The sequence below is a fragment of the Parabacteroides gordonii MS-1 = DSM 23371 genome, assembly GCF_000969825.1.
GTDB lineage: Bacteria > Bacteroidota > Bacteroidia > Bacteroidales > Tannerellaceae > Parabacteroides > Parabacteroides gordonii.
Genome location: NZ_KQ033919.1, coordinates 3,355,281 through 3,379,454, shown reverse-complemented (window position 1 = coordinate 3,379,454; position 24,174 = coordinate 3,355,281). Strand labels below are relative to the sequence as shown.

The window sequence follows — 24,174 nt, the reverse complement described above, 5'->3', positions numbered from 1 at the left end:
ATATTTTCTCTCAATTAAAATGTTACATTCACGCCTAACATAAATACACGGTTGGTCGGATAAATGAAATTATCAAAACCACGATATCTAGCATTATTAGTATTCACGTCCGGAGTAAAACCAGTGTATCCGGTAATCGTAAACAGATTCTCTGCATTTGCATATACACGGGCTTTTTGAATATAGCCTCTGAACCACTGTTGCGGGAAAGTATAACCGACCTGCAGGTTACGCAGACGCAGATAAGAGCCATTTTCCAGATAGCGGTCTGATTCTGCACGGGTATTACGGTTCGGATCATCCCAGGTCAGGCGCGGATGTGCAGCATTCAAATTATCCGGAGTCCAATAATCCAAACAGGAAGCCAGGAAATTAGTTCCCTTTGTAACATCTTCCAAAGTCTGGCGGGTTGCATTATAAATCTTATTACCTAAAACACCCTGGAAGGAAACAGATGCATCGAAGTTCTTCCATGTAACATTTCCACTTACAGAGAATGTGAAGTCAGGGAACGGACTGCCGCAATAAACACGGTCTTTGTCGTCGATCGTTCCATCGTTGTTGGTATCTTTGAAACGGATATCACCAGCCTGTGCATTCGGCTGTATCTTGACACCGTCTTTTGAATACGCTTCCACTTCCGCTTCACTGTTGAAATAACCGTCGGTAGGGATCAACCAGTATGAGCCGATCGGATAACCGGCCATTGTTTTACAGGTATTGATATTCTGGTTGGTAGCACCGCCCCAGATGGCCTGCGAACCTGTACCCATAGCTGTCACCTCATTCTTATTGAAGCTGCCCAATACGCTTACGCCATAAGAAAGATCTTGATTTACGTTCGTATTCCAGGCAACATTAAACTCAAAACCTTTGTTGCGGATCTTACCGGCATTACGGATCGGATCGTTCGCACCACCGGAAGAAATGGGGATAGGCACTGTCAGCAAAATATCTTTCGTATTCTTTACATACCAGTCGGCAGTAATATTCAAACGATTATTAAAAGCGACAAAGTCTATACCCACATTCGTCATCGCAGTAGATTCCCATTTAATATCCGGGTTAGCGAAATCTTTCGGGAAAGCACCTTGTATAAGGCCACCGTTACCGTCCGGATAGTTAATACCGGTTGTAATCGTCGATGAATACTGATAGTTGTCAATTTCCTGATTACCCAGAACACCATAACCGCCACGAATCTTTAATTGATCCAGCCAACTCAGGTTGTTCATAAACTCTTCTTCTGCGATATTCCAACCAACGGATGCAGAAGGGAAATTACCATACCGGTTGTTCTTTCCGAATTTAGAAGAACCGTCACGACGGATCGTTGCTGTGATCAGGTACTTATTTTTATATGAATAAAATACACGTCCCAGGATAGAAGTCAGCACACTACGGTTGGAATAACCTTCATTACTGCGAGAAGTGGTTGAAGCATCTATCTCTTCCAATCCTTGCGGAAGATTTTCGCCATAAGCCTGCAGGTAACGATAGCGGTTGTCCTGATAGGTATAACCAACCAAAGCTGAAACCTTGTGATCTCCAAATGTTTGATCGTAAGTCAGCAAGTTTTCCACCAACACATTACGCCTGCGTGTTTGCCGTTCTGTCAATTGAGTAACAGAGTTGGTTGTAATACCGAAATCATATTCATTCAGATATTTCTTATACCGGTAGAATTCGAAGTCGGGAGTCATATTCAGTTTATATTTCAAACCTTTAAACAATTCCAACTGAACATAAACATTCGCATAAATCTTCATATTTTCGCTATAGCGATTCATCAGATTATCATCGATCATACCCAGCGGGTTAGGTAAGTTAGCTACGTCACCGTACAAGCCGCCATAACCACCTTTCCGGCTATCATCATATTTTTCTAAAGTAGGAAGTGCCTGCAAAATAGTTCCGACCATACCACCACGAAGTTCTTCATGCAACGGTTTATCATGGTTGAAAGTCAACAACACATTCGTTCCGGCAGAGAAAATACCTTTCTTATAATCATTTTTCGTCTGCAAAGTATAACGTTCATAATTCGTACCCTTCACAACACCATCCTGATTGAAATATCCAAGACCAGTATAATAAGTCTGATATTTACCGCCTCCCTTAACAGAAATATTATAGTTCTGCATCAAAGCCGGTCTGAACATAATATCCTGCCAGTCGTTGTCCGGTTTGCTGGACAGATCGGTAGCCATATCCAATACAGGTTTGCCTACAGCCTGACGGGCAACGGAAGTTACTTCCGACCATCCCTGTGCATCCAGCATATCCAATTTCTTGCTTACCATCGAAACACCCGCATTGACCGATAAATCTACGATAGGCTTTCCTTCTGTATTCGAGCCTTCTTTCGTTGTTACGATTATCACACCATTGGCTGCACGAGAACCATAGATAGCAGCTGAAGAAGCATCCTTCAATACGTCTATACTGGCAATATCGTTCGGGTTGATATGATCGATCCCCGTCATATACATACCATCCACAATGAACAGAGGAGATGCATTATTCAATGTACCGATACCACGTACCATGATACGGCTTCCGGCTCCGGGATTACCACCTTGTGAAACGATATCCACACCGGCAATCTTACCTTGCAGTGCCTGGCCGATATTTGCATTACTTTGTGTATTCAGTTTTTCTGCACTTACATTTGCCACAGAACCTGTCAAGTCCGCTTTCTTCTGTGTACCGTAACCGATTACGACCACTTCATCCAGCGTTTTCGTATCTTCCAACAGTACGACACGAATATTCTGCTGATTGCCTACAGCAACTTCTTTTGTCAGATATCCTATGTATGATACATTCAGAACAGACTTTGAATCCGCTTCAATTGTGAAATGTCCGTCTATATCTGTGATCGTACCATTTGTAGTTCCTTTAACTACAATATTTGCACCGATAACCGGGTCACCGTTCACATCTACAATCGTACCGGTTATGTTTTTAGCTTGTTGTTGTACAGGAAGAGAGTTCTCTGTGTTTTTTGTCAATACGATATGTGTCCCTTCCATAGCGTAACTAACTCCCATGTTTTTCAGCAGATTATCTAAAACTGCGGAAACAGGTTTGTTTTTTACTTTAATAGAAAGTTTCTTGTTGATATCCACCTGGTTATTATAAATAAACAGATAGTCCGTCTGACTTTCTATCTCACTTAATATATCTTCCAATTGAGTATTACTTTTCGTAATACTCACCCTGGCATTCTGAGAATGCGTATTTTCTGCAAAAGTGCAGAAGACACAGACTAATAACAGAAATGTGGTGATCCGCATAATTCTAAAGATTTGTTTAAGTTGCGGGCTTTTAGGATAATACCTACCCGACAAAGAGTTTTTTTTCATACCTTTGTGTTGATTTGAAGTTAATACAGTTTAATTTATTGAATTGTGTTGATTGAATGCCGGTAATTGCCCCCCAGCGCTTGCCGGCATTTTACTTAATGATCATATACTTTCATACGCTATTTTTTTAAGGTTAATAAATATCATAAATTCAAACTTTTCACTCTACATATATTATTTGATTTTCATCATCCCGGTGATAAGTGAATTTTATATCCTTCTGCAAAACTCTTAATGCATAATCCACCCCATCCGTCTGACGGAATTTGCCGGTATAGACATATTTCATTACTTCCTTATTCTTTACATGAATAGCCAGACCATAATATTTTTCAAAATCTTTCATGATAGACATAAACGATTCATTCCTGAAACAGATCAGTCCTTCTTTCCAGCGATAAGGATTGTAGTCCTCCACCGGAGTAACATGCAATTTTCCATCACGCAAAGACACCTTATTGTCTGGTTTTAGTACTAAATTCTGCTCCGGATCATCTACAGAAGCTACTCTCACGCTACCCTTCATCAGCGTTGTCTCAAATTCCCCTGTTTCCGAATAAGCATCTACATCGAACTTTGTACCCAAAACTTCCACGTTGTATTTGTCGGTTTGCACCGTAAACGGTTTCTTTTCGTCTCTGGCTACATCAAAATAAGCCTCTCCATCCAATACTACCTGACGATTCTTCTTGCTGAATTTCGTAGGATATGTCAGTGAAGTTCTGGCATTTAGCCAGACAGTTGTTCCATCGGGCAAGGTGATATTGATTCGTTGACCGGCCGGAACAGAAATTGTTTGCATCGCCATTTGTTCCTTTTCCTGCAAAGACTGAAAATAAAGAAAACTCCCCCCCAATGTGATCGCTACAACCGCTGCTATTTTAATTAACTCAGTTCTAAGAGAACTAAGGTTGATTGAGAACCTCTTTTTTCCTGACCTGATCCTGTTTTCATCTCCTAAAAGTAACATCGAGTCAAAAAGTTTTCTCTCTTTAAAAAAAGCACGTTGATTTTCGGCTGACGCTTCCATCCACCGTTTCACATCCTTTTCTTCTTCTAAAGATGCCGTTCCTTCAAAAAACTTATATAATATGTCTTTATTCATGTTTAATACGCTCAATATAGCCATCTATAATAATAACAGTTCATAAATTAATATCCCTAGTAAAGAAATAAAAAAAATTATTCAATACCATATTTCACCCATTTTATTGTTTCCGATTCGATTATCAGATTGTAATGAAACGGGGACTAATCGCATCCTTCTGATACGTTAAAAAATATTAGTCGCGATACTAATTCAAATTACCTGGGGTAGAAATTTGAATTACTCGCTATAGTAATGACAATTTGATATTTTATAATTCATTTCATTTTTTATTCCATTCGGATGCATTTTGGGTTTCATCCGAAGGAAATTTAAAACACTACCGGGAGAAAAAAGATGGACAGAGTTCTCTTAGAACTGAGTTAATTAAAATAGCATCCATCATAGCCCTTACGCTTGGAGGGAGTTTCATGTATCAGCAGATACAGACGGAACAGGCCCCCATAGCATTACAAACAATCACTGTTCCGGCCGGTCAACGAATCAATATCACACTGCCCGACGGAACCGATGTCTGGCTGAATGCACGAACAACAATTCAGTATCCGGTCTCCTTTAATACGGATCAACGCCTGGTCAAGCTGGATGGCGAGGCCTACTTTGAAGTGGCCAGAGACGAAAAGAAACCGTTTACGGTGCAGACCGACAAATACAATGTAGAGGTTCTGGGAACAAAATTCGACGTTGAATCCTATTCCGATACCGAAAGTTTTGAAACGGCCCTGATGGAAGGAAGCGTAAAGATTTCATCGCTGACAGATGCCAACGAAAGTCTGATGCTCACCCCTAACAACAAAGCCTATCTACATGGAGGTAAATTACGAGTGATGCCGGTAGACGATTACAATCCGTACCGTTGGCGGGAAGGGTTGATCTGTTTCAAGAGCGAAACGTTCGCTTCGATCATGAAAGAATTTGAGAAATATTATGGAATAAACATACATATAACAAACCTGCAAGTACAAAAATATCTATACACCGGAAAATTCAGGCAAACAGATGGTGTGGATTATGCTTTGAGAGTCCTGCAGAAAGATATAAAGTTTGCCTATGAACGGGATGAGGACAATCATATAATTTATATCAAATGATTTTAACAATATGTTTCACCTAAATTAAAATGCTTATGGAGTAAAAACTTGTTAACCGTAATGCCGGCGAAGGCTGGGGGGCAATAGCCGGCAGACATCCAATTAACACAAACTAAATTATCAAATTTATTAATTTCAAATCACAACAAAGTATGAAAGAAAACACTTTGTCGAGGTGTAATTATCGGGCACCGCGACCCTTAAAAATTTTCAGAATTATGAGAATCACGACATTCCTGCTCTTAATATGTGTGTTCTGCTCTTTTGCAGAAAATACACATTCGCAAAATGCGAGGGTCAGTATCAACAAAAAAAATGTTCAACTGGAAACAGTGCTGAATGAAATAGAACACCAGACCGATTATCTGTTTATCTATAATAATCAGGTAAATGTCAACAAGAAGGTGTCTTTAAAGGCTAAAAACCAGCCTGTTTCAAAAGTACTGGAAGAGTTGTTAGCTGATTCGGGTATCACATATTCTGTAGAAGGAAACCATATCGTTCTTGGTAAACAGACTATGGCTGCTGCTCCGCAACAAAACAGTATGATCAGGGGGAAAGTTATCGATACGAATGGCGACCCTGTCATCGGAGCCAACATTGTTGAAAAAGGAACAACTAACGGGACAACAACTGATGTGGAAGGGAACTTCTCTATTAATGCAAAGTCCGGTTCGACGCTGGTGATCACTTTTATCGGTTATGTCAGGGAAGAGGTGAAAGCTAACGCCGGAAGAAGAATGGAAATCATCTTACAGGAAGACTCCGAGACATTGGAAGAGGTCGTTGTCGTAGGATACGGTACAATGAAAAAAGCAGACTTGACAGGTTCTGTGGCCACCGTCGGTTCGGAAGTGATCGAAGACCGTCCGCTAACCAACCTGGGAGCCGGTTTGCAAGGCGCAATCGCCAACCTGAATATCACTTCTTCCAGCGGTGCTCCGGGAACAGGTTCGACATTCAACATCCGTGGTACGACAAACATATCAGGCGGTTCGCCATTGATCCTGGTCGATGGTATTGAAATGGATCCGAACCTGATCAACCCGCAGGATGTGAAAGACGTTACTGTTTTGAAAGACGCAGCCTCTGCTTCTATCTACGGTGCACGTGCAGCTTTCGGTGTGATCCTGATCACAACCAAAACAGGTTTCGTTTCACAAAAACCGGTCGTTTCATTAAGTGCCAACTATTCCATCAACGTTCCGACAGTTCATGCGGAATATATGAACTCTTTGGAATATACTCAATGGATGAATGACGCCAATACGACATCTAACGGTAGTAACTATTTTGATGACATTACTATGGAGCATGTCAGAAATTACTACAACGATCCGGTCAACAATCTTCCGGTATTCCATCATCCGGACGATGCGGCCAGTAAATATCGTTATTGCGGCAATACGGATTGGTATGATGCACTGAATAAGAAAAGTTATCCGATGCAGCAATACAATATCAGCGTACAAGGAGGTAGTGAAACGGCCAAATATATGACATCGGCTGGTATGTTCCAACAAGACGGTATCTCTCGCTGGACGGACGAAGACTACAAGCGTTTCAATGTATTGCAGCATGTTAACTATAAAGTAAACAATTGGTTGCAGGTCGGATTAAGAGCAACCTTGTCGATGGTAAAAATGAATACCGGCCCACAAAATAAATATGGGAACAACTCTTTGGGAGCAACGATTCCGGGCGACAGCCGTCCTCTGATGCCGGTTTATCATCCCGACGGACATTTTGCAGGTTATTGCGGTGACGGTTATTTCACAAATCAGGCAGCATGGTTGTCTCAGGGAGGATCGGCCGAAATGAGAAATAATAATATGTACGCGACAGCCTTTGCAAAACTGAATCCATTTGAAGGACTCGAAATCAATTTCGATTATACTTATAATTATTATAACTATTCTTTCAAGAATCATGTGCGCGAATATATCGATTATGATGCTGATGGAAATCCGGGTTCAATCTTCCCGCATACTTCCCCTAACCAGGTATCTTATTCAAAAACAGAGTCGCAGTACGATGTATTCAATGCCTATGCCACTTATAAGAAGAAATTCAATAAAGTACATGCTTTTGAAGGTATGATCGGTTTCAACCAGGAAAATACAACTTATAAAGGTGTCGGCTTGAGCAGGAACAACCTGATTGCAAACGATATTCCATTCCTTAACCTGGCAACAGGTGACCGCACAACAAGCGATTATATGAATCAATGGGCTATCCGTGGTGCTTTCTTCCGTTTGTTCTATGCGTATGACGATAAATACCTGTTCCAGGTGAACGGACGTTATGACGGCTCTTCCCGCTTCCCGAAAGATGATCGTTTTGCATTCTTCCCGACATTCTCATTGGGTTGGAGACTTTCACAGGAAAAATTCTGGAAACCGATCGCCCATATCGTTAATGATTTCAAGCTGAGAGGTTCTTACGGTGCATTAGGAAACCAGATGGTTAGCTCTTATTATCCTTATGTATCTTCTTACAGCACGGGCGAAGTCGGTTATCTCTTCAGTGGAGAAAAACAGATGGGTGTATATACTCCGGCGTTGGTAAGCGATCAGCTGACCTGGGAAACTGTTAAACAATGGGATTTAGGTTTCAACTTCTCGATGTTAGACAGCCGCCTGACCGGTGAGTTCGATTATTATGTGCGTACAACCGAAGACATGTTGACGAAATCGAAAACATTGCCTTCTATTTTAGGTGTTTCAGAACCGCAGATGAACTCCGCCGACTTAAGAACCAGCGGATGGGAAGTTGCTTTGACCTGGAAATCTACTTTGCAGAGCGGATTAGCCTATAGTGCAACGCTATCGCTATCTGACTACCAAGCTGAAATCACGAAATATGACAACCCGACGAAGAATCTGTCCGATGATTATTATAAAGGAAAGAAATTAGGAGAGATCTGGGGATTTGTTACCGAAGGTTTATTCCAGTCGGATGCAGAGGCTGCTGCATGGGATCAGTCGAAAGTTGTCGGTTTCACCCAATATGCCGGAGATATAAAATTTGCAGACCTGGATGGTGACGGTAAAATAACCAGAGGTGAAAATACTGTTAATAATTCGGGGGACATGAAAATTATTGGAAATACAACGCCGCGTTATAATTTCGGTATTCGTGGAACTGCAGAATATAAAGGTTTCAACTTTACCTTATTCTTCCAGGGAACTATAAAACGTGATATCATACCGTCGAAGACATTCTATCTGTCTCATTACGGATCTCAATGGTCTGTTCCTCAGAAAATGAATTATGATTACTGGAGAGAAGATAATACAAATGCATTCTTCCCTCGTGCCCGTTTCAATGCGGATGCGATCAATCAAAATCAGACGCGTTTTATGTTGAATGGTGCTTATATTCGTTGTAAACAATTAGCTCTGGGTTATACTATCCCGAAATATATCACGGAAAAAGCCAAGATATCCAAGCTAAGAGTTTATTTCAATGCGGACAACTTGTTTGAATTCTCCGGAATGCCCGACACTTTCGATCCTGAATTGGCTACAGTAAATGCTTATCCATTTATCAGATCATTCTCTTTTGGTGCTAACCTGACATTCTAAGATGGAACATTGTAGAATAATTAAAATTGAAAACAGAATGAAAAAAGTATATTATATAGCAAGCTTGTCTTTGTTACTCGGATTTTCTGCATGTAATAACGACTTTATGGACTTGTACCCGGAAGATAAGATCAATGACGAGACTTATTGGAAGACGGAAAACGATTTGAAAAACTTTGCAAACCAATTCTATACGACATTGGATAATACCGGTGCTTACGGAAGCGATAATGCATCCGACAACCAGGCGCACCAGTCGAAAGATGCTTTTATCTGGAGCGATTACACTATCCCGACTGCCGGAGGAGGCTGGGCTAAAGGTGACTGGGCGAATATCAGAAGTTGTAATTATTTCCTGACCCGTTACCATACGGTAGAAGGTATTCAGGAAAACATCAACCGGTATGTTGGTGAAATATATTTCTTCAAAGCTAAGTTTTATTATGAAAAAGTACTCCGCTTCGGCGATGTGCCTTGGTTGACTACGGATCTGACCACTTCTTCTGAAGAGTTGTATTTCCCACGTAATGATCGTGGGACGGTCATCGATTCTATCTGTGTTTGCCTGGATAAAGCCAGTGCATGGTTGCCTGAAACAATGACCGACACACGGCTTAGCAAATATGCAGCGCTACTATTGAAATCAAGAGTTTGTCTGTTTGAAGGAACCTGGAGAAAATACAGGAATCTTGAAAACGCGGACAAATACCTTCGTATGAGTGCAGAAGCAGCGGAAAAGATCATTAACAGTGGTAATTTTGATATTTACTCTACCGGTAATATTGAAGATGATTATCACGCGTTATTCAACCAACAGGATTATACCAATAATAAAGAAGCGATCTTTTTTGCAGCCTACATAACAGACAAACGAATGAATAACAGACCGCGTACGGTTCGTGAAGCACAGACTGGTATGACCAAGGATTTTGTAGAATCATTCTTATGCAATGATGGTATGCCTATTGCATTAAGCAGTCTTTATAAAGGAGATGCCAAGTTTATGGATGAATTTGAAAATCGCGATCCCCGGTTAAAACAATGTGTTTACACACCCGACCGCCCTATCGCCATATTGGCCGACGGTTCGGAAGAATACGAAAACTCTCCGGTATTCAATAATCTGACATTCACCGGTTATCGCCTGTATAAAATGTATTCGCCTTTGGCTGAAGACAATGAATATATCAAATGTACACTGGATGACCTGATCTATCGATATGGTGAAGTTCTACTAAACTATGCAGAAGCGAAAGCAGAATTAGGAGAGTGTGATCAGGCTGTTCTGGATAAAACAATCAATAAACTGCGTGACCGTGTAGGTATGAAACATCTAACAGTAAATGTTGGGTTCACCGACCCGAACTGGCCGAAGTGGGAAGTTGCCATCTCTCCATTACTCAACGAAATACGTCGTGAGCGCCGTGTAGAATTAGCATGCGAAGGCCTTCGCTGGAACGACTTATGCAGATGGAAAGCCGGTAAACTATTGGAGAACCTGAAAACTTATTTAGGCCCCCGTGATCCGGCAACAGGTGAATACCGTGTTCTTTATCCGGGTATGACACGCACATGGTACGATCGTCTATACCTCTATCCGATCCCGACCGACGAGTTTACTTACAATCCTAATCTGTTACCACAGAATCCGGGTTGGGCAAACTAATAATGTATCAATAAGCTGATATGCCAATGTGCCAATAAAAACACCTTAGATCTAAAATTCTTAAAACTAGGTATATTGGCACATTGGCTTATTGACATTTTATTTAATAGCTCATTATTTTTCACTATACTTGTATCTGAAATATAATCTGACTCAATCATGAAAAAAACATTTGTAGGATTACTGGCTGCATTGTCAGTTCTTATATCCTGTTCATCCAACGAACCGACGAATATTGTCACACCCAATGCGCGGCAACTGGCTTGGGCCGATGCCGAAGTAGGTGTATTGATCCATTTCGATATGCCCGTTTACCAACCGGACTATAATTTCAGGCAATGGGGAACACATCCGGATGCATCCATTTTTAATCCGACAGAACTGAACACCGACCAATGGCTGGAAACAGCCCAAAAGATGGGTGCAAAATATGCAGTCCTTGTTGCCAAACATTGCAGCGGCTTCAGCCTGTGGCCGACGGAAGCACATGATTACAGCATCAAACAATCGCCCTGGAAAAACGGCGAAGGTGATATTGTTGCCGACTTCATCGCTTCCTGCAAAAAATATAACATCAAACCGGGTATCTATGCCAGTACGACAGCAAATGGTTACTTATACGTGGATAATCCGGGCGTAGTTCAGGAAGGGAGCCCTGTAACACAAGAAGAATATAACCAAATCGTTACGCAACAGTTAACAGAATTATGGAGTAATTACGGTGAACTGTTCGAGATATGGTTCGACGGCGGTGTACTTTCCAGAGACCAAGGAGGTGCGGATGTATTATCCCTGGTTCAGAAGCTACAACCGAATGCAATCGCTTTCCAGGGGCCATACGGACATCCGAACCTGATCAGATGGGTAGGAAATGAGGAAGGCGTTGCCCCTTATCCTTGCTGGGCGACAGCCGACTCTACGACGAATGCTGATGGTACCCGTGTTATCAATGGACTGAATGGTGATCCTTTTGCTCCCTTCTGGTGTCCGGGAGAATCTGATTTCACTTTACGATGGAACCGCTCTTTCCAGGGTGGCTGGTTCTGGACAGCCGGACAGGACAGCATGATGTTTACCATCCTTGAACTACTCACTAAATATGAAACCAGTGTAGGAAGAAACACAAATATGCTTTTAGGTTTGGTTGTCGATAATAAAGGTCTTATCCCTGAAACCGATGTCCGTCAGGTCGAAGCGCTTGGCCATGAGATTGCACGCCAATATGGAACACCGCTACAACAAATAGCTGGTGCCGGATCAGAATACACCATTTCTTTCGATAAACCGACCAGCATAAACCGTGTCGTCCTGCAGGAAGATATATCCAAAGGTGAACGGATACTGAAATATTTACTGAAAGGTAAAAAAGGAAATGAATGGATCGAGTTATCTTCGGGTAGCAGCATCGGACATAAACACATAAACAGATTTGACTCCCGAACAGTTGAAGCAATAAAATTAGTTGTGACCGAATCGAAAGCAGATCCTCAGATAATAAATTTCTCCGTATTCGAAACACTCTAAATAAATTTGAAATTAAAGGCCTTTGAGAAAACATTCTATCAGAGGCCTTTATTTATCCCCAAAGCTTTTTTATTTCTCATAAACGATAGGCCGAGCCTTTGATTTTAGTATAATTGTCTTATATTTGCTACACAAAACACAAGTATGCAAGTAGATGAGAGTAAAATAAAATGGCGGCAATTTGTTTCCGGTGATAACGAATCGTACAGCTGGATATACACTACTTATGTACAAATTTTATACCGGTACGGTCTTCGCTTTACTTCCGATCCTGAAATCATAAAGGATTGTATACAAGAAGTTTTCACTTCGCTGTATAAAAACAGGAATAACCTTATCACCCCTGATAATATCAAAGTATACTTATTCGTCTCACTGAAAAACTGCCTTATACGCACTCTATATAAGGAATCATTTTATGACCGTGAATTGCCGGAAAACATTCAATTTTCATTAGAATCCACCGTCGAAGAAGATTTTATCAATAATGAACAATATGCCAATCAGCAGAAAATGATCAATGAGATCCTAGCCCTTTTAACGCCCCGTCAAAAAGAAATTATTTATTACCGTTTTATCCAGGAATTAAGTATGGATGAGATATGCATACTGATGAACCTGAATTATCAATCTGCACAGAACCTGATCCAGCGTTCACTTAAAAAAGTAAGACAAAATTACGATTCCATTGAAGTATTCCTATTAATACTCGCCATTTCGTTAAAATGATATATTTTCTAACAATGCCGAAAGCCTCGGCGGAATGAACCGTCGGGGCTTTTTTGCCTGTTTTCGCTCTTCACAAAGGTAGAACAGAAAGAACTTTATTTCACTATTTTAATATTAATACTAACCGCTTGTTCGCCCTCGCGGGGTAATTGGTTGGGGGCGGTTCGCGAACCGCCCTTTGCCGCGCAGTCTAATTTAAATTTATTGATTATAAAACGTTTCTATTATTTTACGATTGCTTTTACAGCAGCTTCACCTTCAACGGCTACTACTACGATACCTGCAGGTGCAGAGATTGTAGCGGTGTCGGAAGAAAGAATTGTGCTGGCAATTGTCTGACCAAGAACGTTAGTGAGAACTACTTTCTTACCCTGTGCGCCGTTGATAACAACTGCACCTTCTTTAGTAATTACCGATACTTCAGATGTAGATACACCTTCGTTGGCTGTCGGAGCACTATGATCAGCTTCCAGGTTGAATGTATCACCGTTTTCGATTGCGTTTACAACAACTACGAAACCGTTCATCCATTTCAAGTAACCCAACTTATCTGCTTTTGCAGCAGGGCCGTCAGAGAACTTCTTGTAAAGTGTTTCAATCTTGAATGCATTCGTTTCGTGGTCTACGATACGGAAAGCAAACTTAGCTACGTTGAAATCTTTGCTACCCATGTAGATAGAGTCAGCCTTAGCAGGAACCAATACACCTTCACGCTGGATAACCAATGTATCGTTTGTATGGAAACCTTTCACGAAGCCTAATTTTGCAAAACCTTCTGTATTGACATACTTGTTGTCGTGCAGGTGAGTCTTTTTGTATAATTCAGCTGAGTCAACTAGGTTCACCAGGAAGCGTCCGTAAGTTGTGTCGACATGGAATTTTGCGTGTGAAGGAACTCCACAGTCGTCGTTAACTACCTTGCGGTCGATCTCTACACCCAGCAGATATTGCCAGCGGTTGTTAGTTCCACGGTTGTAGTAAGCAGTGTCTACATACATAGCCGGAGCCATCTTTGTAAATTCATGGATGTTTTCAAGACCCAGGAATTCGCCCTTTTCAAACAGGATAGAAGCGTCTGCACCTTCGCGGAAGATACGGATCGTGTCGCTCATGTTACGTTTTACGTATTCAGGAGCAGCAGTCTTTTCGATTACAGCCAGGTCGTTTTCAGACTTGTCGTACATGCCTGTTGCGTTAACATTACCCTGAGCTACAGAGAAACCACCATACAATTTGTTACTAGCCAAAGTATAATACTTATCAGCATCTTTTTCTGCATCATTTGTTGCAACAGCTACCAGGTTGTATTTGCCGTCAGCCATTTTCTTGATAGCGAAACGGTCACCCTTAACATCAGCTGTAGGATCGCAGATATAAGCATCTTCAGTCGCGTTATATTTAACAGGTTCGCTGTTAGAAGCATTCGTAAATGTATAAGATACAGTCTTTAATGTATCGGATACGATATCCCAGTCAGCTCCGCCTTTCTTATCCTTGTTCCAGAAATACAGGTTGCTGATTACATAAACAGAGTCAGTCTGAGCAGCGTCTGTCCGCTTGGCATCGAATGCTTTTACGTCCCAAGCAGTGGCGTTCTTGATATCTTTCTCCAAACCGATCAGGTGCTTATTTTCATGATTTTCAGACATATAAGCGGCAGCTCCTAATACGTTAGAATAGAATCCTAATGTATATTGTTCGTCGCGCAGCTGGTTGTTTGTCCATGCTTCGTAACCATCGGTAGTAGCGTGTTTTTCAACAACTTTGATCTGATACAGTTTGTCACCGTTTTTATAAACATTGTCTTTGTCAGTTCCGTAAAGAACGCTTAAGTCTGTATATTTAGCAAGGCTTTCGCGGTTAGTCAGAACCAGTTTACCGTTAGCATCTACAGAAGCAGCCCATTGTCCTTCCGGCTGATCCATCTGAACAGCACCTTTATCCAACAATGCAGCAGCACCGTTAGAAGCAGTACCTAATACTTTTTCAATCTGATATTCTGCGTCTACGCGAGCTACGGTGTAGAACTTGCCTTTCAGAAGGAATGTTTTCAGGTTTACCAGGTCGGAACCACCCAAAGAAACATACGGCCAAATTTCTTTTGTAGCATCGATATCCTTAGATACAGTCAAATAGTTTTTACCTGCAATTGAACCTACATACATACGTCCTATTAAATCTCCGGCAGTAGCAGCATCGTACACTTCAATTACCAATTCTTCATTAGAAGCCTTGTCATTTACCTGCGGATATTTGATTTCGAAGTAAGAATACTGTTTAGTTGCATCAACTGTTTCAACTTTTGCAAACTTCAAACCACGATTATTCAGGTTATTACCATTCATATCTGTGTTAGTACCCCAAGCTTCTGTTTTACTCAATACGATATACTTACCGTCTGCGTCTGTCAATTGGAAACGATTTACATTTGCATTAACCGCTTTCAAGATACCTGCAAATGTATTGGCTCCTTCAATAGAAGTTGAACCATTCTCTTTTGCTGTTGAAACAGCCATAGAGAAACCGTTTGACATCATTGCGTTCAATTCTGCTGCAGTGTAATTTACGTTACCGGGAAGGTGAAGACCAAATTTCAAGGCAGCATCAACATCAGCGCCAGCAGAAGTTCCAACACCATTAATATATCCGCCAGCTTTTGTTTTCAAAACCATACCAGCGGTATAAGCAGGAACAGTTTCTGCAATGAAACTAGATACACCTGATACAGTATAATAGTTACCAGTGGATTTATTCAATAAAGTAACTATGTCTGAACCGGCAATATTCTTTACTTCCACTTTCCACAAGTAGCTATTCGCCAATACAGTTGTAGGATCAACATTACCAGCAGCAAAAGTAGGAGAACCTGCAGTTCCATTATCAGACAAACATTCGGTAGCACTAGTAGAAACATAATACCAACCACCATTTACGAACTGACGTGCATCAATAGCTCCTGTATGAGTGGCAGTAATAACAGTCGGTGCTTTATAAAGCAATGCTTCAGGATAGCTCCTTGCTCCATCATAATCTGTCAATTCCAGACCAGCTGTTAATGCTTTAGTTCCATCAGCCTTTGTCAAAGCAGCACCTTTTATTGCAGCATAATCTGCCCCATCAAATGCTAGTACTTTTGTAGAAGTTGATCCCATTTCCAAAGCACCATCGCCACTAGCAACATTCAAATATTTATATGTACCACTGCTTCTCAAAACAGAAGTAAACACACCGTTACTTACCGTCCAACTAGCTCTTTGAATCAAGTTATAATCAGGCTTATCGAAATCAATAGATACCAATTCCAAAGTCTTTGTAACATCTGCTGCTGATGTCGGTGCCAAATATTTATCTCCAATCTTAATAAATAAAGGCTGAGTAGCAACAGGAGCTTCAATCAACAAATCGCCTGATTGATCGTAAGTTTCTGCATAAAAAGCAGCCTCACCACCACTAACATTTGAAACAGTAGTTGTAGTAGCTGCTGGTGCAAAGTCTCCAAATTTAATAGGATTTGATTCTGCTCCAATTGTAATTGAAGGAGCTCCTTCTGCATAAGTAATCTTTTGATTGTCTTCAGAGGCAGTTTTCGCAGTTAACGTAATAGTTCCACTCTCGCTATTCAAATACTTACCATCTGCAATTTTAATTACTATTTCGCTGTTTGTTTTATCAACAGTCCACATTGGTAGCGTTGAAAATTTAGTTGCATCTCCAACTATACCAATAACTCCAGTAGCACCATCATTCGATGTTAAAACGGCTTTCTGTGTTCCAACAGCCCAGCCACCATCCGCAATCACATACTGTTTACCGACCACCGGCTTGGTAACCTTCACCACCCCAGCCTCTGCAGTAAACGTAGCACCGGCTGCCAGGAAGACAGCCATAAGTGTAGAAAACTTTTTGTTCATAATCATTTAAAATTAATTGTTTATAAATTATAGTAAGAAAAACCAACAATTAATTTACGAAGGGGGGAACAACCCCCACGAATGATTATGAACGGGCACAAAAAAACGCGGGCGTTGTCTATTATCAACCTTTAGGTATCGGCAAACACCCGCACAATAATAATAGAACAACAGCCCGCGCCTTTACGATATAATATAATCTATCCATATAAAATGGTAGATACACTTATTCGTAATAAGCGCAAGCATTTACTGTCCATTATCCCCATTGTGCTTAAAATTTTGCCGATTTTAAAGGTAAGAATAATCTTCGTAAAATACTTACAATATGTAATTGAAACCGTTTATCGCGAGCCGCTGCCCGCTACGGAATCGTTGCAAAGGTAAAGAGGTTTTCCGAATCAGCAAGAAAAAACGCTCCTTATTTTCCGAAATAGGTGGATTATAGAACGAAACAACTCGATTTACGCAACATATCCCCCGGTTTGGGGGATAAAGAGAAATTACAAAACGGGTATCCAGTGCAGCACAGAGATCGCGTACAACCTCGACAATACTGTAATGAATCTGTTCCTTTAATGAAATGTGAATGTTTCACATATTGACAACTTTGAATCAAAAATACGCTTTTCGATAACCGGAATAATAAAATAATACTTACATTTGTCGCGTTACCCGCTATTGGGTAATAGACCATTTAAACCATTAACATATGGAAAGATACGTGAATGTCATGCTCGATGCCGGCTTCAAGGCTGTCTTCGGGGTAAAGCAAGTAGCCATTGATTTTATCAATGCCGCCCTTCAGGGTGAACGCCAGGTGAAAGGCCTGACCTATCTCGATAAAGAAATCCAACCGGAAGTAGTAGAACAACGCACGGTGATCTTCGATCTCCTTTGCGAAGATGTGGACGGGACGAAATTTGTCTTGGAAATGCAGAATTGCCCGCAACGTTATTTCTTTAACCGCGGATTATATTACCTTTGTCGAATGATTTCCCGTCAGGGAAAGAGCGGACGGGACTGGCAATACAGCCTTCTTCCCGTCTACGGTATCTACCTGTTGAACTTCAGCCTGCCTGAATTTCGTAGTTGGCGTACGGACGTAGTCCTGGCCGACGAGGCAACGGGTAAAACTTTTGGTGAGGTCAAACTGAAACAGATCTATCTGTCGTTCGACCTGTTCAATCTGACAAAAGAGGAATGCACGACACCTCTCGAAAACACGGTTTATATCTTGAAGAATATGAATTTATTTGATATGTCTCCGTTCAAGGAGAAAGAGGATGCTTTCAGACGTTTGCTCGACGTGGCAAACCTCAATGCGATGACCGACCACGAGCGTGCCATCTATGAGGAGAACCTGAAGATTTACCGTGACTGGCATGCTACGATGGAATATGCGGTTGAAGAAGCTGAGGAGAAAGGTTTGAAAAAAGGAATGGAGAAAGGTAAAACTGAAGAGCAAAGACTGATTGCTACTAAATTTAAAAAGCAGGGAGTCAATATCGAAACGATTGCCCAATGTACCTGTCTGTCGGTGAAAGAGATTGACGAATTGTAATTAATGATTGCATAATATATTGAATCAGCCGGGTTGTATTAATACATAATACCCCGGCTGATTTTGTTTCACTTCCTGCCAGATTTAAATGTTTCAGTTCTTCCTATAATGGAACTAAACAATAAATTCAAAACAGTTTCATAATCCTTGGTTTTCTTATTTTATAATATTATCTACAATATCTACCACTATATCCTATATGCTTTATAAATAAGGGTGTTTGATATATGTTGTAGATGGTATTGTATCTACAATTATTGCCCGACATCTACCACTCAATATACTATTGTTGCTTTTTAGCAGATGGGTAGGCAGGGATGGGGAAAAAGTTTCTACCGGAGGAAACTAAAGTTTTATCCGATAGAAACTAAAGTTTTGTACTGAGAAAACTTTAGTTTAGACGGCAGAAAACTAAATGAATCATGCCGGGCACCGGATAACGGATAGGGAAGTAATTGTGATAACTGACAAATGAAAGAAGATTATATTAGGTGATTGCAAAGTCTAAAATAGTGGTAGATACATACTTGATATTGTAGATACAATATTATCTACAACCATGATTTAATATATTGATATACAAATTTATACATCATTAGTTGCAGATATTGTAGATAATTCACAATTGATCCCTTCGAGTCTACAATATCGCTAAATGACTCACCTTTTGCCAGATATGAGTCTTTTACATATTGCCAGATGTGAGCTATACAGCTGTGACTGTTATTGCATCCTTGAGGGCCTCGAAGAGGGCCTACTATGTTAACCGCTGGTGAAGCGAAGCGTAACCTGCGGTTAAGTTAGTTGGCCCTCTTCGAGGGCCGGGATAGCTCAGTTTTTTCTATAATGCAGCCAAATAATAAATTCAAAACAGTTTCTAAAAATTTCTTTTTTTTAGTGAGTATAAAAAAAGAACTACTGTATCCTTATTGTAAAAGCACCCCTGAAATGAATAAGGATTATACAAAATATAAAGCCCATCAGTTGTTGAATGATGATTATTTCCTGAAATCGGTATTGCATCCGACTGCTCAGGACCATCAATTCTGGCAACAACTTCAGGACGAAAACGAATCCTTTAGACAGGAGATGCAGATTGCACACTCTTTCCTGAAAAATATAAGAACATCTACAGAAACTCCTTTTTTACCGGAAGGAGAGCAAAAAGAGCTCTGGAAACGTATTCAGACAGCGAATAATCAGTATGACTTAAAGAAACGCCGGAGCAGTTTCCTGAAAATAACAGCAGTGGCAGCCGCTTCATTACTGGCTTTACTGGCCTATGGATGGTATAGCATATATTCCAATAAATCCGAAATTAATTATGAAGCGATTATCGAATCGATACCCTCAACGGATGATCCTTCGGAAAATGTTCAATTAATCCTTTCGGAAAATAAAAAGCTCTCGATTGAAGGAAAAGAGACTCAACTCGAATATAATGAAGAAGGAAGTATTAGCGTTAACTCACAAGATATAGAGGTTGGGAAAGAAAAAGAAAAACAAAAAGAGAAAGAAGTTCAATCTTTCAATCAATTGATTGTCCCCATCGGTAAACGTTCCTTTGTCACTTTCGCAGATGGTAGTAAATTATGGGTAAATTCCGGTTCGAAAGTTATTTATCCGAATAAATTCTCAGATCATAGCCGGGAGATCTTCGTTGAAGGTGAAATTTATCTGGATGTGGTTCATGACGAAAAACGACCGTTTATCGTAAAGACAAAAAAGATGGAAATCAGAGACCTCGGGACGCAGTTCAATGTCTCTGCCTATGAAAACGAATCCAACAGTAATGTCGTACTGGTAGAAGGGAAAGTGGAAATACAGGTAAAAGGCCGCAAGAAAAACACTATCAGTCCGAACCAGTTGTTCACGTACAACAATTCTAATGACAAGATTTATACTTCAACTGTTAATACCCAGGATTATGTTGCCTGGAAAGATGGCTATTACCAGTTCAGGCATCAAAAGATGAATATTGTACTCGAAAAACTTTGTAAGTACTATGGGGTTAAAATCCACTGGGACGATAAAGTTAGTGAACTAACTTGTAGCGGTAAGCTGGATCTGAAAGATGATTTGGACAAGGTATTCAATGCACTCCGGAATGCTGCTCCGATTGAAATAGAGCAAACAAATGAATCTATAAACATCATTGTTAAACCTTAAAATTCAGATTAATATGGGACCTTAAATTAAACCGGGTAAAAGTCTAGGACTTACCCATTATCAAATCACTAGTATTAAACCGTATTATAAACTTAAATCGTTACAGAATATGAATAAGAAAACCAGGTTTAGTCAAGGGAAAACCAAACAAAAAAGACTAATACGCGCCATGAAGATTTTTTTACTTTTCGCGTTTTTAACCGTTGGATCATGCTTTGCCTCAGAAACATATTCTCAGGAAGCATCATTCTCTATCAACTACAATAATAAGACAGTTAAAGAAGTTATTAATGAAATAGAAAATAGCAGTGAGTTTATTTTCTTTTATCTCGACAAATCGATCGACTTGAACCGCAAAGTATCTATCAATGTTGAAAACAAAAAGATAGATACAATACTCGACCAATTATTTTCCGGCACGGAAAATAATTATTCTATATCTGACCGTCAGATAATCATTTCAAAGAAAGAAACGCCTGTAAACACTGAAACAAATCAGAAAGACACTCGTACAATTTCAGGTACCATAAGGGATAACATGGGACCGGTAACCGGAGCAAATATCCTTGTCAAAGGAACCACAAACGGAACAATTACTGATTTAGATGGAAAATTCACGTTGGAAAATGTTCCGGCAAATGCTATTCTGCAAGTGTCGTACATCGGTTATCTGCCACAAGAAATCGAAATAAACAACCGGACATTGTTCAACATTGTATTAGAAGAAGACAATCAAGCTCTCGACGAGGTTGTAGTCGTTGGCTACGGTACAGTTCGTAAAGCAGACTTGGCCGGATCTGTATCCGTTTTGGATAGCAAATCATTTAAAGACCAACCGATCAAACAGGTCTCTGATGCATTGCAAGGACGAGTATCAGGTGTTCAGGTGCAGAACAGTGGTGTACCGGGCGGTACGGTTAAGATCCGTGTCCGCGGTTCCGGTTCTATCAACCGTAGCAATGATCCGTTGTATGTAATCGATGGCATTGTTCGTGAAAGTGGCCTGACAGGATTGAACCCGGAGGACATTCAGTCTATGCAGATTTTAAAAGATGCATCTTCTACGGCTATCTACGGTTCGCGTGGAGCCAACGGGGTTGTTTTGATTACGACAAAAACAGGTAAAGCCAACACACGACAGGTGATGTTCGATGCACAAATCGGTGTCGGCACAGTCGCTAAACGTTATGACACGCTGAATCCATATGAATTTGCTACATTATATAATACTTATAGAGCCAATACATTCTCTTCCGATCAATTGTCTGCTTTTCAAAATGGAACGGCAGGTACAGATTGGCAGGATGAGATTTATAAGACAGGTATTACGCAAGATTACAAACTGACATTCTCCGGAGGTAGCGATAAAATTCAATATTTAGTTTCCGGTAACTATGTAGGACAAGAAGGCGTCGTTATTGAGAATTCAAACAAACGTTATCAAGCTCGTGCCAATATCACCTCTCAAGTTCTGGATTGGTTGCATGTTACCGCTGATGTGAATGCATCTCATAATGTGAGAAAAAGTGGAGACTTCAATGCAGGAAAAGGTAATATCATTAATGTAGCAATGAACTATTCTCCAGTACTCGGTATTTTAAATGAAAATGGTACATATACCCGAGATCCATACAGTGCTTTGACCCAAAATAATCCGGTGGGAATATTGAGAGAACAAGTTGGAGAAACTCTTAACGATATTGTCAATGCCCGCATCGATTTAAAATTTGATATTCTCCCTGGATTAACATTTACAACTAGTAATGGTGTAGATTATAATGATCAGAAAGGATATTCATTCTCTACCAAAAAGGTTACTAACAGCAATAACGGTATGGGAAATAGTGATGCTTACCGGATGACGTTACAAACGACCAACAATTTGACTTATCAAAACAAATGGGGTGACCATGCTCTTACTGCAACAGCTGTTTACGAAGCGACTCAGTCTGAATATCGTTATATGACACTAAACGGTTCCGGTTTATTGACCGAAAGTGTTGGTTGGTGGAATGTTAATATGGCTTCCAGCCGTACTTCAGACAACAGTTATTCTAAATGGGCATTGATGTCAGGTGTAGGCCGCGTGATGTATAACTATAAAGACCGTTATATGTTGACAGGGACAATCCGTGCCGATGGCTCTTCCAAATTCTTTGATGATAAGTGGGGGTGGTTCCCATCTATCGCAGCTGCCTGGTCTTTAAGTAATGAAGATTTTATGGAAAATCAGAACATATTCCAGGATTTGAAAATTCGTGCCAGTTACGGTTTGATCGGTAGCCAGGCTATTAATCCATATGCGACGTTAGGATTGATGTCTAAAGCGATGTATGCTTTCGGAGGTGCTTCTCAATACACTGGTTATTGGGTAGGAACAACAGTGGCTACTCCGAATTTGTCATGGGAAACAACACATCAATTGGACTTAGGCGTAGACTTTTCCGTGTTGAATCACCGTCTGAATATCTCATTTGATTATTTTGATAAGAAAACAAAAGACGGTTTGTTGCAACGCTCTATTCCGAATTATGATGGCGGTGGTTCTTATTGGGTAAATGCGGCTGAAGTAAGCAACCGAGGCATTGACTTTTCTATCAATGCAACAATCTTCGACACTCCTGATTTTAGCTGGAGTTCAACATTCAACGGCACTTATCTAAAGAATGAAGTAAAGGACTTAGGTGGATTAGACTTCGTTTCCGGAATTTCTCCGGCAGCAGGTATGATCCCGACAGATGGTGTGACTCGCGTGGAAGTAGGACAACCTATCGGTGCTTTCTACGGATATGAGTGGATAGGTTTGGAAGAAATTTATAATGATAAAGGAGAGTTTGTAGCAGCAAGGGATGCATTTGTAGACCAAAATAAAGATGGAATAATTGACAGTAAAGACAGAACATTTATAGGAAAAGCAAATCCTGACTTCACATTGGGTTGGAACAACAGTTTGCGTTGGAAAAACTGGGACTTAAATATGTTTTTTACTGGTTCGTTTGGAGCCGATCGTCTGAATTTGGTTCGTTTTACAGGAACTGCTATGACAGGAGATTTCGCATTCATCACATTACGTGAATACTTGAATAACAACTATGATGTGAAGGGAGTTTCAGCCCGTTATCCCTCAGTTTCTGTTACAGGCAACGATTATCAGTCAGCCTCCGCTTCTACAAAGTTCCTGGAATCTGCAAACTATTTCCGTTTGGACAACTTAAGTTTATCTTATAACTTACCGAAAAAGGTTGCAAAATTCGCCGATCTTCGCTTTACATTCAGTTGCCAGAACTTGTTTACAATTACCAGCTATAAAGGAATGGATCCGGCAGGTATCTCTTTTGTAGATCCCAATAATGGTAGCGTCGATGTAAATGACGGTATTGATTTAGGAGCTTATCCGTTGACTCGTTCTTATACATTTGGTGTTCGCTTGAATTTCTAACCATTAAATAAAGATACA

At 40.5% G+C, this 24,174-nt stretch carries 11 protein-coding genes; 8 read left to right on the top strand and 3 right to left on the bottom strand.

Annotated features, from left to right (window positions below; genetic code table 11):
* Positions 1-14: 14 nt before the first annotated feature.
* On the bottom strand, positions 15-3,368 hold the full coding sequence (locus HMPREF1536_RS12700) for a TonB-dependent receptor (protein WP_028729826.1): 3,354 nt from the start codon (positions 3,366-3,368) through the stop codon (positions 15-17).
* 160 nt (positions 3,369-3,528) lie between these two features.
* Entirely contained in the window at positions 3,529-4,473 is a 945-nt protein-coding gene (locus HMPREF1536_RS12695) for a FecR family protein (RefSeq protein WP_028729827.1), read from the bottom strand.
* A 413-nt stretch (positions 4,474-4,886) separates the two neighbouring features.
* On the opposite strand from HMPREF1536_RS12695, the gene HMPREF1536_RS12690 reads away from it, so the two are divergent.
* The 5 genes from HMPREF1536_RS12690 (at position 4,887) to HMPREF1536_RS12670 (ending at position 13,073) form a co-directional block, all read left to right on the top strand.
* On the top strand, positions 4,887-5,567 hold the full coding sequence (locus HMPREF1536_RS12690) for a FecR family protein (RefSeq protein WP_052349922.1): 681 nt from the start codon (positions 4,887-4,889) through the stop codon (positions 5,565-5,567).
* A gap of 218 nt (positions 5,568-5,785) precedes the next feature.
* Entirely contained in the window at positions 5,786-9,154 is a 3,369-nt protein-coding gene (locus HMPREF1536_RS12685; RefSeq protein WP_028729828.1) for a TonB-dependent receptor, read from the top strand.
* Between the two features lie 37 nt (positions 9,155-9,191).
* Positions 9,192-10,820, top strand: a complete 1,629-nt coding sequence (locus HMPREF1536_RS12680) for a RagB/SusD family nutrient uptake outer membrane protein (RefSeq protein WP_028729829.1) — start codon at positions 9,192-9,194, stop codon at positions 10,818-10,820.
* 159 nt (positions 10,821-10,979) lie between these two features.
* Entirely contained in the window at positions 10,980-12,344 is a 1,365-nt protein-coding gene (locus HMPREF1536_RS12675) for an alpha-L-fucosidase (protein WP_028729830.1), read from the top strand.
* A gap of 144 nt (positions 12,345-12,488) precedes the next feature.
* Complete coding sequence (locus tag HMPREF1536_RS12670) at positions 12,489-13,073, top strand: RNA polymerase sigma factor (protein WP_028729831.1); 585 nt, start codon at positions 12,489-12,491, stop codon at positions 13,071-13,073.
* A gap of 224 nt (positions 13,074-13,297) precedes the next feature.
* Here the strand turns inward: HMPREF1536_RS12670 and HMPREF1536_RS27655 are convergent, their stop codons facing one another.
* Positions 13,298-16,984, bottom strand: coding sequence for a DUF6383 domain-containing protein (locus tag HMPREF1536_RS27655; RefSeq protein ID WP_150115622.1), 3,687 nt, complete (start codon positions 16,982-16,984; stop codon positions 13,298-13,300).
* Positions 16,985-17,696: 712 nt separating this feature from the next.
* Between HMPREF1536_RS27655 and HMPREF1536_RS12660 the strand changes: the two genes are divergently transcribed.
* The 3 genes from HMPREF1536_RS12660 to HMPREF1536_RS12650 all read left to right on the top strand — a co-directional run bounded on the left by HMPREF1536_RS12660 (position 17,697) and on the right by HMPREF1536_RS12650 (position 24,156).
* Complete coding sequence (locus tag HMPREF1536_RS12660) at positions 17,697-18,548, top strand: Rpn family recombination-promoting nuclease/putative transposase (RefSeq protein WP_046151788.1); 852 nt, start codon at positions 17,697-17,699, stop codon at positions 18,546-18,548.
* Positions 18,549-19,496: 948 nt separating this feature from the next.
* Entirely contained in the window at positions 19,497-20,717 is a 1,221-nt protein-coding gene (locus HMPREF1536_RS12655; RefSeq protein ID WP_028729834.1) for a FecR family protein, read from the top strand.
* A 109-nt stretch (positions 20,718-20,826) separates the two neighbouring features.
* Positions 20,827-24,156, top strand: a complete 3,330-nt coding sequence (locus HMPREF1536_RS12650) for a TonB-dependent receptor (protein WP_028729835.1) — start codon at positions 20,827-20,829, stop codon at positions 24,154-24,156.
* Positions 24,157-24,174: the final 18 nt, after the last annotated feature.